At 70.2% G+C, this 13,415-nt stretch carries 14 protein-coding genes; 7 read left to right on the forward strand and 7 right to left on the reverse strand.

All coding sequences use genetic code 11. The features are described 5' to 3' along the window. The first annotated feature begins 118 nt into the window (after positions 1 to 118). A complete protein-coding gene (gene eccD, locus ACSDQ9_RS08495) occupies positions 119 to 1,546 on the forward strand; it encodes a type VII secretion integral membrane protein EccD (RefSeq protein ID WP_435146007.1) in 1,428 nt (475 codons plus the stop codon). 22 nt (positions 1,547 to 1,568) lie between these two features. Here the strand turns inward: eccD and ACSDQ9_RS08500 are convergent, their stop codons facing one another. Both ACSDQ9_RS08500 and eccE read right to left on the reverse strand, forming a co-directional pair. After that, a complete protein-coding gene (locus tag ACSDQ9_RS08500; RefSeq protein WP_435146008.1) occupies positions 1,569 to 2,240 on the reverse strand; it encodes a hypothetical protein in 672 nt (223 codons plus the stop codon). After that, positions 2,240 to 3,400 carry a type VII secretion protein EccE gene (eccE, locus tag ACSDQ9_RS08505; RefSeq protein ID WP_435146010.1) on the reverse strand — a complete coding sequence of 387 codons (1,161 nt, stop codon included), beginning with the start codon at positions 3,398 to 3,400 and terminating at the stop codon, positions 2,240 to 2,242. The genes ACSDQ9_RS08500 and eccE overlap by 1 nt, the downstream gene beginning before the upstream one ends. Before the next feature lie 165 nt (positions 3,401 to 3,565). Between eccE and eccB the strand changes: the two genes are divergently transcribed. From eccB to ACSDQ9_RS08520, 3 genes are all read left to right on the forward strand, one after another. Beyond that, the gene (eccB, locus tag ACSDQ9_RS08510; protein WP_435146012.1) at positions 3,566 to 4,960 is read left to right on the forward strand and encodes a type VII secretion protein EccB; all 1,395 of its coding nucleotides are present in this window, start codon (positions 3,566 to 3,568) and stop codon (positions 4,958 to 4,960) included. A 226-nt stretch (positions 4,961 to 5,186) separates the two neighbouring features. Continuing rightward, complete coding sequence (locus ACSDQ9_RS08515; RefSeq protein WP_435146014.1) at positions 5,187 to 5,495, forward strand: WXG100 family type VII secretion target; 309 nt, start codon at positions 5,187 to 5,189, stop codon at positions 5,493 to 5,495. Between the two features lie 40 nt (positions 5,496 to 5,535). Beyond that, positions 5,536 to 5,826: a WXG100 family type VII secretion target gene (locus ACSDQ9_RS08520; protein WP_435146016.1), complete on the forward strand. Its 291-nt coding sequence runs from the start codon at positions 5,536 to 5,538 to the stop codon at positions 5,824 to 5,826. A gap of 120 nt (positions 5,827 to 5,946) precedes the next feature. On the opposite strand, the gene ACSDQ9_RS08525 is transcribed toward ACSDQ9_RS08520, so the two are convergent. From ACSDQ9_RS08525 to aat, 4 genes are read right to left on the reverse strand one after another with little or no spacing between them, the layout of a single operon-like run. Continuing rightward, the gene (locus ACSDQ9_RS08525; RefSeq protein ID WP_435146018.1) at positions 5,947 to 6,852 is read right to left on the reverse strand and encodes a cation diffusion facilitator family transporter; all 906 of its coding nucleotides are present in this window, start codon (positions 6,850 to 6,852) and stop codon (positions 5,947 to 5,949) included. 1 nt (position 6,853) lies between these two features. Beyond that, complete coding sequence (locus ACSDQ9_RS08530) at positions 6,854 to 7,345, reverse strand: ArsR/SmtB family transcription factor (RefSeq protein ID WP_435146020.1); 492 nt, start codon at positions 7,343 to 7,345, stop codon at positions 6,854 to 6,856. Positions 7,346 to 7,402: 57 nt separating this feature from the next. Beyond that, on the reverse strand, positions 7,403 to 8,266 hold the full coding sequence (locus ACSDQ9_RS08535) for an Fpg/Nei family DNA glycosylase (protein ID WP_435146022.1): 864 nt from the start codon (positions 8,264 to 8,266) through the stop codon (positions 7,403 to 7,405). Continuing rightward, the gene (gene aat, locus ACSDQ9_RS08540; protein WP_435146024.1) at positions 8,259 to 9,026 is read right to left on the reverse strand and encodes a leucyl/phenylalanyl-tRNA--protein transferase; all 768 of its coding nucleotides are present in this window, start codon (positions 9,024 to 9,026) and stop codon (positions 8,259 to 8,261) included. The genes ACSDQ9_RS08535 and aat overlap by 8 nt, the downstream gene beginning before the upstream one ends. Positions 9,027 to 9,139: 113 nt before the next feature. Here aat and ACSDQ9_RS08545 point away from each other — a divergent pair, with 113 nt between their 5' ends. From ACSDQ9_RS08545 to ACSDQ9_RS08555, 3 genes are all read left to right on the forward strand, one after another. Beyond that, positions 9,140 to 9,814 carry an EcsC family protein gene (locus tag ACSDQ9_RS08545; protein WP_435146026.1) on the forward strand — a complete coding sequence of 225 codons (675 nt, stop codon included), beginning with the start codon at positions 9,140 to 9,142 and terminating at the stop codon, positions 9,812 to 9,814. Positions 9,815 to 9,921: 107 nt separating this feature from the next. After that, positions 9,922 to 11,046 carry an alanine racemase gene (alr, locus tag ACSDQ9_RS08550; protein WP_435146028.1) on the forward strand — a complete coding sequence of 375 codons (1,125 nt, stop codon included), beginning with the start codon at positions 9,922 to 9,924 and terminating at the stop codon, positions 11,044 to 11,046. Between the two features lie 15 nt (positions 11,047 to 11,061). Further along, positions 11,062 to 11,757: a DUF4282 domain-containing protein gene (locus ACSDQ9_RS08555; RefSeq protein ID WP_435146030.1), complete on the forward strand. Its 696-nt coding sequence runs from the start codon at positions 11,062 to 11,064 to the stop codon at positions 11,755 to 11,757. Between the two features lie 71 nt (positions 11,758 to 11,828). Here ACSDQ9_RS08555 and ACSDQ9_RS08560 read toward each other — a convergent pair whose 3' ends face one another. Beyond that, positions 11,829 to 13,406 (reverse strand): dihydrolipoamide acetyltransferase family protein, encoded by a 1,578-nt coding sequence (locus ACSDQ9_RS08560; RefSeq protein ID WP_435146032.1) that lies wholly within the window; start codon positions 13,404 to 13,406, stop codon positions 11,829 to 11,831. Between the last annotated feature and the right edge of the window lie 9 nt (positions 13,407 to 13,415).

Consider the following 13,415-nt stretch of genomic DNA (forward strand, 5'->3'; position numbering starts at 1 on the left):
CCGCTCGTTCGTGTTGGCCGGTTGGTCCAGCGCCATCTTGCCGGTGGTGCCCATCATGCCGGGGTTGGGGGTCGGAGGTCAGGTCGAACGCCCCCCGCGGGCACTAGTCTGCGTGTTCGTGAGCACCTCCACCGACGAAGACATCGCCCGGGTCACGGTCATCTCCCCGAACCGGCGCGTCGACCTCGCGCTGCCCGGGCAGGTGACGCTGGGTGAGGTGCTGCCGGGCATCGTGCGGTTCGCGGGGTTGGAGGCCAACTCCGTCTCCGACGCCGTCCACTCGTGGGTGCTGCAGCGGTTCGGCGAGGACCCTCTCGACTCCAACCAGGTGATCTCACAGTTGGGCCTCAGCGACGGGGAGACGCTGCACCTGCGCCAGCGCGAGAACGCCCTGCCCGACGCGGCCTTCGACGACGTGGTCGATGCGGTGGCCACCTCGACCGACCGTCGTCCGTCGTGGGAACCCAAGCACTCCCAGCGACTGGCGCTCGCGGTGATGATCAGCCTGCTGGTGGGGCTGCCGACGTTGATGATGTTCCAGCCGATGCGCGCCCAGAACCTCAACCAGATCGCTCGCATGCTGCTGCCCTCGGGCCCGGCGGCGCTCTACGCCGCCATCGCCTCGGGGGTGCTGGCGTTCGCCTGCACCATCGCCGCCGTGTCGGTCTCGCGGGCCGCCGGGGAGTACCGGGTCTCGTCCGCCTTCGCGTGGACGGCCGTCGCGCTGGCCGCGTTCGCCGGCTACGGCGCCCTGTCGGGGTCGGCGGCGGTTCCGCTGCGGATCACGGTGGCGGCCGCGGCCGTGCTGGTGGTGGCCGCGGCGAACGCCATGGCCGCCGGGGTGCAGGTGATGGGGCTGTTCACCGCGGCGGTCACCGCCGCCCTGCTGCTGGTGGCCTCGACCGTGATGGTCGTGCAGCCCACCTGGGTGCTGTCGGTGGCGGCGGTCACCATCGCCGTGATGGTGGGCGTCACCTCGATGCTGCCGACGTGGAGCTACCGAATCGCCCGGATCGCGCTGCCCGCCGTTCCCCCGGACGCCCAGGCGATGATGGCGGACGAGACCCCGGTGCAGTCCGACATCGTCTCGCGCGCCCTGCTCGCCGACCGGTTGATCGCCTCGTTCCTGGTCGCCACCTGCACGATCGCCGCCGTGTTCTCGGTGCCGCTGGTGCTCTCGGGCAACTGGTGGGCCCTCGGGTTCACCGCCGCGGTGGGCTTGGCGCTGGCGCTGCGCGGGCGGGCCTTCGTCGGCCTGCAGCAGCGGCTCGCACTGCTGCTGTCGGGCACGTTCCTGCTGATGGGCGCCTTCGGGCTGACCCTGGTGAAGCTGCCGCCTGTCTGGCAGGGCCTGCTCAGCGGCGTCGTGCTGCTGTTCGCGGTGCTGCTGCTGGCGATCTTCGCCACCTCGATGTACAACACGATCGTCGCGCCGACCTGGGGTCGCGCCGGCGACATTCTCGAGTGGGTGTCGATGCTCGCCATGGTGCCCCTGCTGCTGGGCGTGCTGGACCTCTACACCCGGGTGCGTGCCCTGGGAGGCTGACACCCCTCAGGATCCCGGGCCGTCAGCTGAACAGCAGCTTGTACTCCGTCGGCGTGGGCGGGAAGTCGATGCGCACGGCCCGTCGGGGCATCGCCAGCACCACGGCCGACTCGAGGTCGTCGAACAGGGCCGTGTGCTGCGAACTGAGCACGTACGCCCGCTTGAGGTTGTCGACCGACTTGCCACTGGTCTGCCCGACGAGCGCGAGATCGCAGTTGCGCAGGGCGTGCACGGCCGACCCCGCCGCCGTCGAGGTGATGGTGGCCATCGCCTGCCAGGCGCCCATCGGCGCCTGGGTGCCGTCGAAGCTCGCGGCGTCGTCGATCACCAGACTCGGACGATAGGGCCGCCCCTGGCTCGGCAGTTTCTCGGCGCGGCGCAGCAGGTCGATGGTTCCCCCGGCCTCGGCGATCACCCCGGCCAACCCACGCCACCCGCGATGGTCCTCACTGATCACCGACAGGTGGGCACCCAGACACATCGCCCGGAAGGCGACCAGCCAGGTGGCGTAGTCGGGCAGGTCGAGCAAAATGCGGGTGCCCTGCGGGCGGAACAGTCGAATGGCGACCTGACCGCCGCGGGAACTGCGCCCCAGCACCAACCCCGAGGGCCCGGTACGGACGACCGCCGTCTTGCCCGACGCGGCCGCGGCGGGCAGCTCCCACGCGGGATGGCGCTGTGAGGTCTGGCTCATCACACGACCGCCCTTCCCAGCGGAACGGTGCCGATCACCGTCGGCACCTGCAGGCCACCCCGACCGGACAGGGTCACCTGCTTGGGCAGCGACCGCCGCAGGTGTTCGTGGGCGCGGTCGGCGAGCTCACGGTTGGGCGCCACCAGACGCACCGCCCCGGACGACTGGTTGCGGTCGTCGATGGTGTAACTGGTGACCGCGAACAGCACGGGCGCCCGGTCGAGCGCGCTGATCAGCGACTGGTAGGCCATCGAGGCATTGCCGCCACCGCGCACCCTCGCCCCCAGGTGCACCAGGCCGTCACACTCCCAGGTCGTCCACGATTCGGTCGAACGTTCCGACCCGTGGTCGGGAGTGGAGCCCGTGGTGAAGCTCAGCACTTCGTAGATCTCCATGGGGGTGAGCACGCGGGTGGTCAGGCCCTGCCGCTTGAGGGCGGCCTGCACGCGGTGCAGCCCGAAGCGCAGCGTGCCGTGGATGCCATCGTTCGAGGCGCCGCGGCGGGCCACCGCCTCGAGGCAGAGGCGGGGGTCGAGGCGCACCGACAGCCAAGTGCGGCGCACGGCCGGCGGGGGCGTCTCGGCGATCTCGAGGTAGGCCTGTGCGGCGACGCTGCCCGGACGAAGCAGGGCCGTCACCGGGGCGGGCACGGTGTAGGTGACCAGCTGCAGACCGGCGAAGACGATGTCGTCCTGCCGGGTGAGACCCGAGAGGGCCTCGAGGTCGATCTTCTCGCCGGCGTCGGCCATCAGCAGGTCGTCCGAGGTGAGGGAGAGGATGGCGGTCCACGACTCGCCGTCGGTGACCACGCCCACCTCGGCGCCGGAGGCCGACCGGGTCTGGTTCACCTGCAGGCCGGGCAGCCACTGGGCGAGCGGCACCAGGTCGATCGGCAGGTCGGGGTGCTCCACCCGGCGGGCGCGACGCTGCCGGAACCGCAGGCGATTGACGACCGACCCGATCAGGCTGCGGCCGGTCCACGGGATGCCCACCGCGACGATCACCAGGGCGAGCGCTCCGGCCACGATCAGCCAGGTCTGCGTACGGCCGACGAGAGCCACCACCACCGGCACCAGCAGCGCGAGTTCCCACCGCATGGCCGACGCCAACCTGGTGCTCGCCGACCGGCTGGCCTGCCGCGACTGGAGTGCACCCGACACGGTCGCTCCCTACTGCTCTGCATCCGCTCCGTTCGCGGGATCGGCAACACTCTAGGCAGGACGAGGGCCAGACGCAGCCCGGCGCGGCTCGCCCCTGGCCCCCGGACGGGGAAGAATGGCCCCGTCTGGCGATGACGGGGTCGCAACGGAAGGGGAAGGCGCACGATGGCGGAACGCAAGGACCTGTTGAAGGCCCACTCGTTCGTGACCCAGCGCCTCGTCTCGGCCCTGGTCGACCGCGATCCCGACGCCCCCAAGTCGCCGCTCGGCCGGGTGACCACCGCCACCTTCGTCTCGGTACTGATCGGCATCGTGGCGCTCGGCGGCTTCCTGCTGCTGGGCAAGCTGCGACCGGGGATGGCGACCGACTGGCAGGACCCCTCCGTGGTGCTGCAGGACATGGACTCCGGCGGACTGTTCGTCTATGACGACGGCCAGAACGGGCTGTACCCGATGGCCGACATCACCTCGGCGCGACTGCTGGCCGGGTCGGGCGACAGCAAGGCGACACCCCCGACGGTTCAGGTCAAGAGCAAACTCATCAAGAACGTCAAGCGTCTGCAGCGGCAGGGCGTGCCGTCGGCGCCCTACGAACTGCCGGCCCCCGCCGACATCGCTCCCTACCCGATGCGCATCTGCATGTCGGCCCAGAACGTGCGGCAGGAACGGTTCCTGACGGTGCAGATCGGCGGCACCCAGCCGACCAGCAAGGACGCCTCCCTGGCGGTGCAGACACCCGACGGCACCCAGTACCTGGTGATGCGGGGCACGTCGCACCGACTGTGGGCACGCACCGGCGAGAGCAGCCCCCTGATCGGTGGCCTGCCGGTGGCCCAGGTCAGCGCCGCGTGGCTGGCGTCCCTGCCGGTCGGCGCCCCCGTCGAACCGCGCGAGATCCCGGGCATCGGCTCGTCCCCAACGAAGGGGGTCAAGAACCTGCGCGTGGGCGACCTCGCCCGAGTGGGGGACGAGGACTCCCCCGACGTGCGCTACTACGTGCAGCAGGTCAACGGGCTGGCCCGGATCACCTACCTCGACATGCGGCTGGCCGTCGAGCAGCGCAAGGCTGGCGACCCGGTGGCCATCTCGGAGAGCGACTACGCCCAGGTGGCCACGCAGGAGGAGGCGGGCACCCCGGGCCTGCCCTACGAGCGGCCGGTCGGCCCGCAGCTGCAGGTGAGCCTGCAGCAGACGTCGGTGTGCGCGACCTACACCGCGGACGATCCCGAGCACCCGCGGATCGACATCGACCTACCGACGCCGGCCCTGCCGGTGAACGCCGGCAGCCCCAGGGGGAACCGCGCCGACATCGTGCAGATGCCCAACCTCACCGGGGCACTGCTGGTGAACAACGCGCTGAAGGGCACCGAGACGTCGTCGTTTCTGGTGGTGAACTCCAAGATCTACGGCATCCCCGACGTCGCCTCGCGGCGCTCGCTGGGCTACACCAGCGACAACTCGACGCTGATGCGGGTGCCGGGTGGGGTGATGGCCCTGTTCGAGAACGGTCTTCCTGCTGGGGTGTCGCTGAGTGCCAACGACATCGTGCCCGTGCCCTGAGCCCGGTGGCGGGTGCGGGGGCTTCCTGAGTAATGGTGCTCAACTTTTCTGGGGTAAACGCGCCTGACAAGGGATGACGCGCTGTGATCCGGTCGATGGGACTGCGAGATGACCCCCCACTCTCCTAATGTTTTTCTCAGCAGGACAACGACCCACGGGCATCACTCCCCGGGGTCGACCCCCAGGCGTCGGGAACGACCCGTCGCCTTCTCATGAAAGGGAAGTCATGGCTGGCAACCAGCAGGTCGACCGCGCAGAAATGAAGAAGGCTGCGGACCAGATCGACACCTCGCACCAGGGGATCCACCAGATCCAGACCACTCTGTCGAACCAGATCAACGAGCTCCGCGCCGGCTGGACCGGCCAGGCGTCCGACGCGTTCTACCGCGCCTACTCGCAGTTCGACGACGAGTTCCAGAAGGTCAAGGCTGGCCTGGAGGAGATCCACGGCAAGCTCGTCGACTCGCAGATGAAGTACACCCAGAACGAAGAAGAGCAGAAGGCTGCGGCGAACCCCATCGCCCAGATGCTCTGACCCCACCCCTCACTGACACCAGACTTCAAAGGAGCACACGATGAGCGATCTGACTCAGGTCAATGCCTCGGCCATGACCACCGGTATCACCGACCTCGGCCAGGCCCACAAGGCCCTCACCGACAACCTCGAGACCCTCAAGGGTCAGCTGAACCAGTCGCTGGCGCAGTGGGATGGCGCCGCGCGTCAGGCCTACGCCGAGGTGCAGCGTTCGTGGGACCAGTCGGCCAACAAGATGGCTGAGATCACCAACAAGATGACCACGGTCCTCGGCTCGATCTCGCAGGGCTACGGCGACAACGAGCGCAACATCCAGTCCAACTGGGGCTGATCCAGCGCCGGTTCCCGGCACTCCGCAACAGGGGTTCGACCTTCGGGTCGGGCCCCTGTTTCGCGTCCCACGGCCCGTGGTCGGCCCGTTGGTCGGCTCCTCCACGCCGGACGAGGGCGGTCACCAGTCCAGGTCGTGACAGCCGCGATCGGCCCTGGCCTCGACCTGCAAGGTGGCGTGCTCGATGCCGTGCTTGCTGCTCAACAGCCCGCGGGCTTCGCGCAGCACGGCGGTGGCGGCGGCTTCGTCCGGGGTGACGAGGTGGGCGGTGGCGACGTGCATGCCCGACGTCAGCGCCCACACGTGCAGGTCGTGCACGTCGCTGACCCCCGGCAGCCGGGTCAGGTCGGCGGTGAGTTCGTCCACGTCGACGCCGGCCGGGGCGTGCTGTCCGAGCACGGCGAGAACCTCGCGACCGAGCAGCACCGCGCGCACGGCCACGAAGCACCCGATCGCGAGCGCCACCACGGTGTCCCAGATCGGACGACCCGTCGCCGCCACCAGCCAGCCGGCGACGATCACGCCGACCGAGCCAGCGGTGTCGGCCACCACCTCGAGGTAGGCGCCCTTCACGTTGAGGCTCTCCGCGGCGCCACCGCGCAGCAGCACCAGGGCGATCACGTTGACGACCAACCCCAGTGCCCCCACCACCAGCATCGGGCCGGTCGCCACGGTGACCTGCTGGCCTACACGACCCAGGGCCTCGACCACCACGTAGACGGCGACGCCGAGCATGAGAAGCACCGCCAGCCCCGAGGCGAACACCTCTGCCCGGTACGAGCCGTAGGTGCGCCGTCCGGTCGTGTCGCGGCGGGTGGCGATGCGGGTGGCGACGAGCGCGGCCCCGAGGGCCACCACGTCGGCGGCCATGTGGCCGGCATCGCTGAGCAAGGCCAGTGATCCCGACGCCAATCCGTAGCCGAGTTCGACCACGAAGAACGTGGCGATCAGCACGAAGGCGACCATCAGTCGCCAGCGGTGACGGCCCCCGGCGTGGGCGGGGGCGTGGCTGTGTCCGGTACCCATATCAGGCCGACTCACCCAGCTGGTCGTTGCCCAGATCGTTGCCCCGGTCGTTGCCCTGGTCGTTGCCCCGGTCGTTGCCCCGGTCGTTGCTCAGTTCGGCGCTCTCGTCGTGCCCGGTGGGGCACACCTTGCTCGACGCACACAGGGTGACCTGGTCACCGGTCAGCGAGAGCAGCCGCTCCCCCGCGGCGAGCAGATCGACGATCGCCTCGGGATGATTCAGCGACCACATCGACGCGCGACCCTGCGGGCGAGAGGTCACCAGCCCGCAGTCCCGGAGGCAGGCCAGGTGCTTCGAGACCGTCGACTGCGCGAGCCCGAGGTGGCGGGTGAGGTCGACGACCCGGTGCTCGCCGAGCGTCAGGTGGCGAAGAATGGTCAGGCGATGGGCGTCGCCGAAGGCGTGGAACAGGCAGGCGGCTGTCGTCAGGCCCGCGCTCTCGATCGCGGGCAGGTTCTCGGGCTCGGTCGTCTCGTCCACCAACATCGCCATATGGCGATGATAGCGCCAAACCACCGGACGAGGATGGGGCGGCCCCGTGCCGCAGCGCTACTTGAGCAGCTTCGACAACCGCCGGTCGGCCAGAGGCTTGCCGCCCGTCTGGCAGGTCGGGCAGTACTGCAGCGACGAGTCGGCGAACGACACCTCGCGCACCGTGTCACCGCAGACCGGGCAGGGCTGACCCGTTCGTCCGTGCACCGCCATCGACGAACGCTTGGAGTCCTTGAGTTGGCTGGCCTTCAGACCGGACGAATGGGCCATCGCCTCGGCCAGCACCTCCCGCAGGACGCCGAGCAGGTGCTGGCGCGCGGGCTCGTCCAACGACGACGCGGGCGTGAACGGGCTCAGCCTGGCCGCGTGCAGGATCTCGTCGGAGTAGGCGTTGCCGATGCCCGCGAGCACCCGCTGGTCACGGAGCACCCCCTTGAGCTGCGCCCGCCCGGCCCGGGCCAGCACGGCGTCGAAGTCGGCCTGGGCGAAGTCGGCCGACATCGGGTCGGGCCCGAGGGTGGCGATCATGGGCACCTGCTGCGGATCGGTGACGACGTGCACGGCCAGGTGCTTCTGGGTGCCGGCCTCGGTGAGATCGAAGCCGGAGTTGTCGTCGAGGATCACCCGCAGGGCCAGCGGATTCTTGCTGGGCCGCGGGGGCGCGGCGGGCATCTGGTCCTTCCACTGCACCCAGCCGCCCCGGGCGAGGTGGAAGATCAGGTGCACCCCCTGGGCGTCCACGTCGAGGAACTTGCCGTGGCGGGCCACGCCGTCGATCTCGAGCCCGTGCAGGGCCTCCAGCGGGGGTGTGTGGGTCTTCAGCGCCGAGAAGGCCACCAGCCAGGTGCGGGCGACGGTTCGTCCGACGAGTTTGTCGGTCAGGAAGCCCCGCAGGGCCTCGACCTCGGGCAGTTCAGGCATCGGCGCCCTCCTCACCATCATGGAATCGGATGGAATCGGGGGCGGCCACCAGCACCGGGCGCAGCGAATCGTCCGCGGCAGGCCAGGCGGGCGGCGGCTGCTCGACGGCCTCGGAGACGAGCGCGAGGTAGCGGCGGCGGGGCACGTCCACGGCCCCCAGACTGGCCAGGTGCGAGGTGACCCACTGCACGTCGAGCACGCGACTCGCCGGGTCGACCCCGACACCCAACTCCTCGACGAGGCGCACCAGGGCCACCTTCGAGGCGTCCCGCCCCAGCACGGGGTCGTGGAACATGCTCTCGCCCGCGAACAGTCCCCCGAGGGAGACGCCGTAGAGCCCGCCGACGAGGCGGTCGGCGGAGTCCCACACCTCGACCGAGTGCACCCAGCCGGCCCGGTGCAGGTCGGTGAACACCTCACGCACCCGGGCATCGATCCAGCCACCCTCCCGGTCGGGGTCGGCGCAGCGAGCCAGCACCCCGTCGAAGTCGCGGTCGATGCTGGTGGTGTAGCGGCGGGCGCTCTTGCGCAGGCTGCGGGAGACCTTCAACCCGGCCAGCGGCAGGATGCCCCGTCGGGTGGGCGACCACCACCCCATCGCATCGGGGCCGGCGACCCGCCCTCCGGCCTCGCCCAACGGCATGGGGAACACCCCGGACTGATAGGCGGCGAGAGTCAGGCGCGCATCGAACTCGTCGGAGAAGCCCACCAGATCCTGGTGCGGCCACTCCGATTCGGGGCCGAAGGCCTGCAGCAGCATGGGATGAGTCAACCACGCGCCGGCGACAGAACCGGGAGCATTCAGGGTCAATCCCCTCCTGCCACGGCGCGAGACCCCCGTACTGTGGAGGGGACCCAGTCACAGGAGGCGTCATGGTGAACCCCAGCGAAATCGGCAAGTCCATCGTCGGTGCTCCCGGGAAGGCTCCCGGAGTGGCCGGGCACGCGCTCAAGCGGGTGCTCGACCTGGCCATCGACGGATACCAGGGGCTGCCGGGAGCGCGAGAGGTGGCCGCCGGCCATCTGGCCAAGAAGGGCAACCGCGACGACGCCATCGACTCGATCGCCGCCCAGCACGTGGGTCTGGCCGGGGCTCAGGGGTTCGTCACCAACCTCGGCGGCATCGCCCTGCTGGCGGTGTCGATTCCGGCGAACCTCGCGGGCGTGATGATCGTGCAGTCGCGCATGGTGGCGAGCATCGCGCACCTGCGCGGCTATGACGTGGACGATTCGCGGGTGCGTGCCGCCGTGATGATGTGCCTGCTGGGTCACGAGTCGGTCACCAAGCTGTTGGGCAACGGGAAGCTGCCCGGCAATCCCCTCACCGTCGCGACCGCACCGGTCTTCGACCCGGCGCTGGAGCAGCAGATCGCCGAGTCGGTGCTGGGAGTGCTGCTGACGGGGGTGGGCGGCAAGAAGGTCGGCCTGCTGTTCTCGAAGCGGGTGCCGATCCTGGGTGGCGTGGTCGGGGCCGGCACCGACGGCTGGTCGACCTACCAGATCGCCCGCTACGCCTCGGAGCAGTTCATCGACCGCCGGCACGCCTGAGCCACACGCCACGCTGCCCGGCGTCACGGTGCCCGGCGTCACCCTGCCCGACGTCACCCTGCGCCCGGCGGCAGGAACGGGCCCGCCCCGACTGCCACAATGGCGGCATGCCAGCCACGATCGACCTCTCGGCGCTGCACCACAACCTGGGCATCGCCCGCGATCGCGCCCCCGGGGCGGCGGTGCTGGTGGCCGTCAAGGCCAACGCCTACGGCCATGGGGCCGTCGCCGTCGCCCGGGCCCTGCAGTCCTGGTCTGACGAGCACCCGGACGACCCCTACCGATTGGGCGTGGCGCTGGTGCGTGAGGGCCAGCAGTTGCGCGAGGCCGGCATCACCCTGCCCATCTTGAAGCTGAGTCACTGCACGGCGAGCGAGGTCGACGACGCGGTCGCCGCGGGGCTCACCCTCACCGTGGTGGACGAGGCGACCATCATGCAGGCCGAGGGGGCTGCCGCCCGCGCGGGTGTGCGCGTGCCGGTGCACCTCAAGCTCGACTCGGGCATGGGTCGGATCGGCAGTCCGCTGGCCGCCGCCGTCGAGCTCGCGCAGGCCGTCGACGCCGCGCCGCACCTCGAGCTGGAGGGCGTCTTCACCCATCTGCCGAGTGCCGATCAGCCGTCGTCCGATGCCTTCACCGCCGAGGAACTCGACCGCTTCGGCGCCGCCGTCGACCACCTGGTCGCGGCGCGCGGCGAGGTGCGATTCGTGCACGCCTCGAACTCGGCGGCCGTGCTGCGCCACCACCGCGACCGATTCACGCTCGTGCGCCCCGGCATCATGGCCTACGGCTACTCCCCCGACCCGTCGACGATGCCCGAGCCCGAGCTTCGTCCGGTGTTGTCGTGGACGACCGAACTCACCTTCGTCAAGCACGTCACGGCGGGCACCACCATCGGCTACGGACGCACCTGGACGGCTCCGCGCGGCACCTGGATCGGCACCATCGCCGTCGGCTACGGCGACGGTTGGTCGAGGCTCAACGGCAACCGCGGCCACGTGCTGGTGGGCGGCCGGCGGGTGCCCGTCGTCGGGCGGGTGTGCATGGACCAGAGCATGATCGACCTCGGGGTCGAGCCCCCGGGCGTGGCCGTCGGCGACGAGGTGGTGCTGATCGGTCGCAGCGGCGACGAATCCCTCACCGCGGACGACCTCGCCGATCTGATGGGCACCATCAGCTACGAGGTGCTGTGCCTGGTGGGCAGCCGGGTGCCGAGGGTGGTCCTGGGCTAGGTGAGAATGGGGGCCATGTCACACGACCAGCAGCAACCGTGGAACCCCCAGCAGCCGGCCCAGCAGCCCCCGCAGTCGAGCCAGCAACCCACTCAGCAACACAGCGCGACCTCGTGGGAGGACACGGGTTGGCAGCCGGCCGTGGGTGGTCAGGCATCGGCCCCCCAGTCGGCCTCGCACCCCCAGTCGGCAAACCAGTGGGAGAACACCCAGTGGGAGAACACCCAGTGGGAGAACACCCAGGGGTGGGGGAACCAGCAGGCCTGGCCGGCGCAGCCCGGCCAGCAGCCCCCGCCCGGTCAGCAGCCGCAGCAGCCTCAGCAGCAGTGGCAGCCGGGCCCGGGTCAGCACGTCGCCCCGCCCAGGGGTGAGTCCGGTGGCGTCATGGGCTTCCTGCGCAGCCTGTTCGACCTGAGCTTCGACCGTTTCGTGTCGCCGTCGATCATCAAGGTGCTCTACGCCCTGGCGATCGCGCTGGTGGTGCTCAATTGGGTGGGCACCTTCATGCTGCTGTTCATCGCTGGCGCCAGCGCGGGCAGCTACAGCGACGACGGCACCACGATGGTGGTGATGGGCTTCCTGACGCTGCTGCTGGGTTGGATTCCGGCGCTGTTCTTCATCGGCCTGATCCGCATGGGCTTCGAGTTCATGCTCGCGCTGGTGCGCACCAGCGAGGACGTGCACGTGCTGCGCGAGCGCTCCGACGCCTGACCGCATCTCGCTGGTCGAGTGGGAGCGAGGTACGAGCGGCCTGTCGAGATCACCGGCAGACGCCCCGCCCGTCAGTAGAGCAGCGCCAGCTCGGGGTCGTTGAGCAGTCCGGCCACCTCGGCGAGGAAGCGCGAGCCCTGCTCACCGTCGATCAGCTTGTGGTCGAACGCGATCGAGATGGTGGTCACCCACCGGGGCTCGATGCGCTCGTCCGCTCCCTCACCGACGACCCAGGGTCGCCGCTCGATCGCGCCCATGCACAGGATCGCCGACTCGTCCCGGTTGATGATCGGGGTGCCGGAATCGACGCCGAAGACGCCGACATTGGTGATGGTGAACGTGCCGCCGGAATAGTCCGCGGGCTGCAGCTTGCCCTCCTTGGCCACCTGCACCAGCGAGTTGATCGACTGGCACAGCTCCAGCAGGCTCATGCGTGAGGCGCCCTTGATGTTGGGCACCATCAGCCCGCGCGGAGTGGCCGCGGCGATGCCCAGATTGACGTCGTCGTGCAGCACGATCTCGTCGGTCTCGGCGTCGTAGGAGGCGTTGATGATCGGGGTGTTCGCCATCGCCAGGCAGACCGCCTTGGCGTAGATCAGCAGCGGCGAGACGCGCAGATTGGCGAACTCGCGGCGGCTGCGCAGGCGCTCGACCATGCGCATCGTGCGGGTGACGTCGACGGTGACCCACTCGGTGACGTGCACGTGGTCGTTGATCGACTGCTCCATCGCCTGGGCGGTGACCTTGCGCACCCCCTTGAACGGCACGCGTCGCTCGCCGCCCTTGGTCGGGCGGCCGCCGTCGAAGCCGGGCTGCTCGCCGAAGCCTCCGTGCACGGACGACGCCGGCGGGTCCTGCACGCGGGCCTGGCCATCGGCCGTGGTCGCCCACGAATTGCGCGGACGAGTGGCCTCGTCGTCCCACAGCTGCTGCAGGGCGGCGGCGGCCTCGACGTCTCCGCGGGTGATCACCCCGCCCGGTCCGGTACCGGTCACCTCGCTGAGGTCGACCCCCAGGGTCTTCGCGTACTTGCGGACCGGCGGCTTGGCCAGGATCGGCCCCTCGGCCCCGACCAGCACCATGTCGGTGCCGTGGGGTGCCTCACCCGGGTCGGGCAGGGGTTCGCCGTGGGGTTCGGCGTGCACCGCGTGCGGCGGCGTGACGTCGTCGGCCCGACGCGAGGGCACGGTCTGGCTGTAGGAGTCGGCCAGGTGTCGAGCGGCGGCCGCCTCCTCCTGCTGCGGGGCCGCGGACGAGCGCCGACGCCGACGACCACCGGACTCGCTCTTGGGGCCGTAGCCGACCAGCATGGGCCCGGGGGCGTCGCTCGCCACCGGTGCGGCGGGGCCGGAGTCACCGTCGGAGATAGAGCCGGACACGCTCTCGCCACCACCGGCGGACGGTTCCTCGTCCGACCCGTCGTCGATGGTGATGATCGGGGTGCCCACCTCGACGGTCACGCCCTCGTCGACCAGCAGCGCGGTGACGGTGCCGGCGTACGGGCTGGGCAGTTCGACCAGGGACTTGGAGGTCTCGATCTCGAGCAGGATGTCGTTCACCTTGACGACGTCGCCGACCTTGACGTGCCACGTGATGATCTCGGCCTCGACCAGACCCTCACCGGGGTCGGGGAGCTTGAACTGCTTCATCGCTGATTC

Origin of the sequence: Aestuariimicrobium soli (assembly GCF_051192575.1) — a bacterium.
GTDB lineage: Bacteria > Actinomycetota > Actinomycetes > Propionibacteriales > Propionibacteriaceae > Aestuariimicrobium > Aestuariimicrobium soli.

Excerpts from the sequence above, each read along its gene's own strand:
- ACSDQ9_RS08500 (WP_435146008.1), bottom strand. The coding sequence starts at position 2,240 with ATGAGCCAGACCTCACAGCGCCATCCCGCGTGGGAGCTGCCCGCCGCG.
- eccB (WP_435146012.1), top strand. The coding sequence starts at position 3,566 with ATGGCGGAACGCAAGGACCTGTTGAAGGCCCACTCGTTCGTGACCCAG.
- ACSDQ9_RS08515 (WP_435146014.1), top strand. The coding sequence starts at position 5,187 with ATGGCTGGCAACCAGCAGGTCGACCGCGCAGAAATGAAGAAGGCTGCG.
- ACSDQ9_RS08520 (WP_435146016.1), top strand. The coding sequence starts at position 5,536 with ATGAGCGATCTGACTCAGGTCAATGCCTCGGCCATGACCACCGGTATC.
- ACSDQ9_RS08525 (WP_435146018.1), bottom strand. The coding sequence starts at position 6,852 with ATGGGTACCGGACACAGCCACGCCCCCGCCCACGCCGGGGGCCGTCAC.
- ACSDQ9_RS08530 (WP_435146020.1), bottom strand. The coding sequence starts at position 7,345 with ATGGCGATGTTGGTGGACGAGACGACCGAGCCCGAGAACCTGCCCGCG.
- ACSDQ9_RS08535 (WP_435146022.1), bottom strand. The coding sequence starts at position 8,266 with ATGCCTGAACTGCCCGAGGTCGAGGCCCTGCGGGGCTTCCTGACCGAC.
- aat (WP_435146024.1), bottom strand. The coding sequence starts at position 9,026 with ATGCTGCTGCAGGCCTTCGGCCCCGAATCGGAGTGGCCGCACCAGGAT.
- ACSDQ9_RS08545 (WP_435146026.1), top strand. The coding sequence starts at position 9,140 with ATGGTGAACCCCAGCGAAATCGGCAAGTCCATCGTCGGTGCTCCCGGG.
- alr (WP_435146028.1), top strand. The coding sequence starts at position 9,922 with ATGCCAGCCACGATCGACCTCTCGGCGCTGCACCACAACCTGGGCATC.
- ACSDQ9_RS08555 (WP_435146030.1), top strand. The coding sequence starts at position 11,062 with ATGTCACACGACCAGCAGCAACCGTGGAACCCCCAGCAGCCGGCCCAG.
- ACSDQ9_RS08560 (WP_435146032.1), bottom strand. The coding sequence starts at position 13,406 with ATGAAGCAGTTCAAGCTCCCCGACCCCGGTGAGGGTCTGGTCGAGGCC.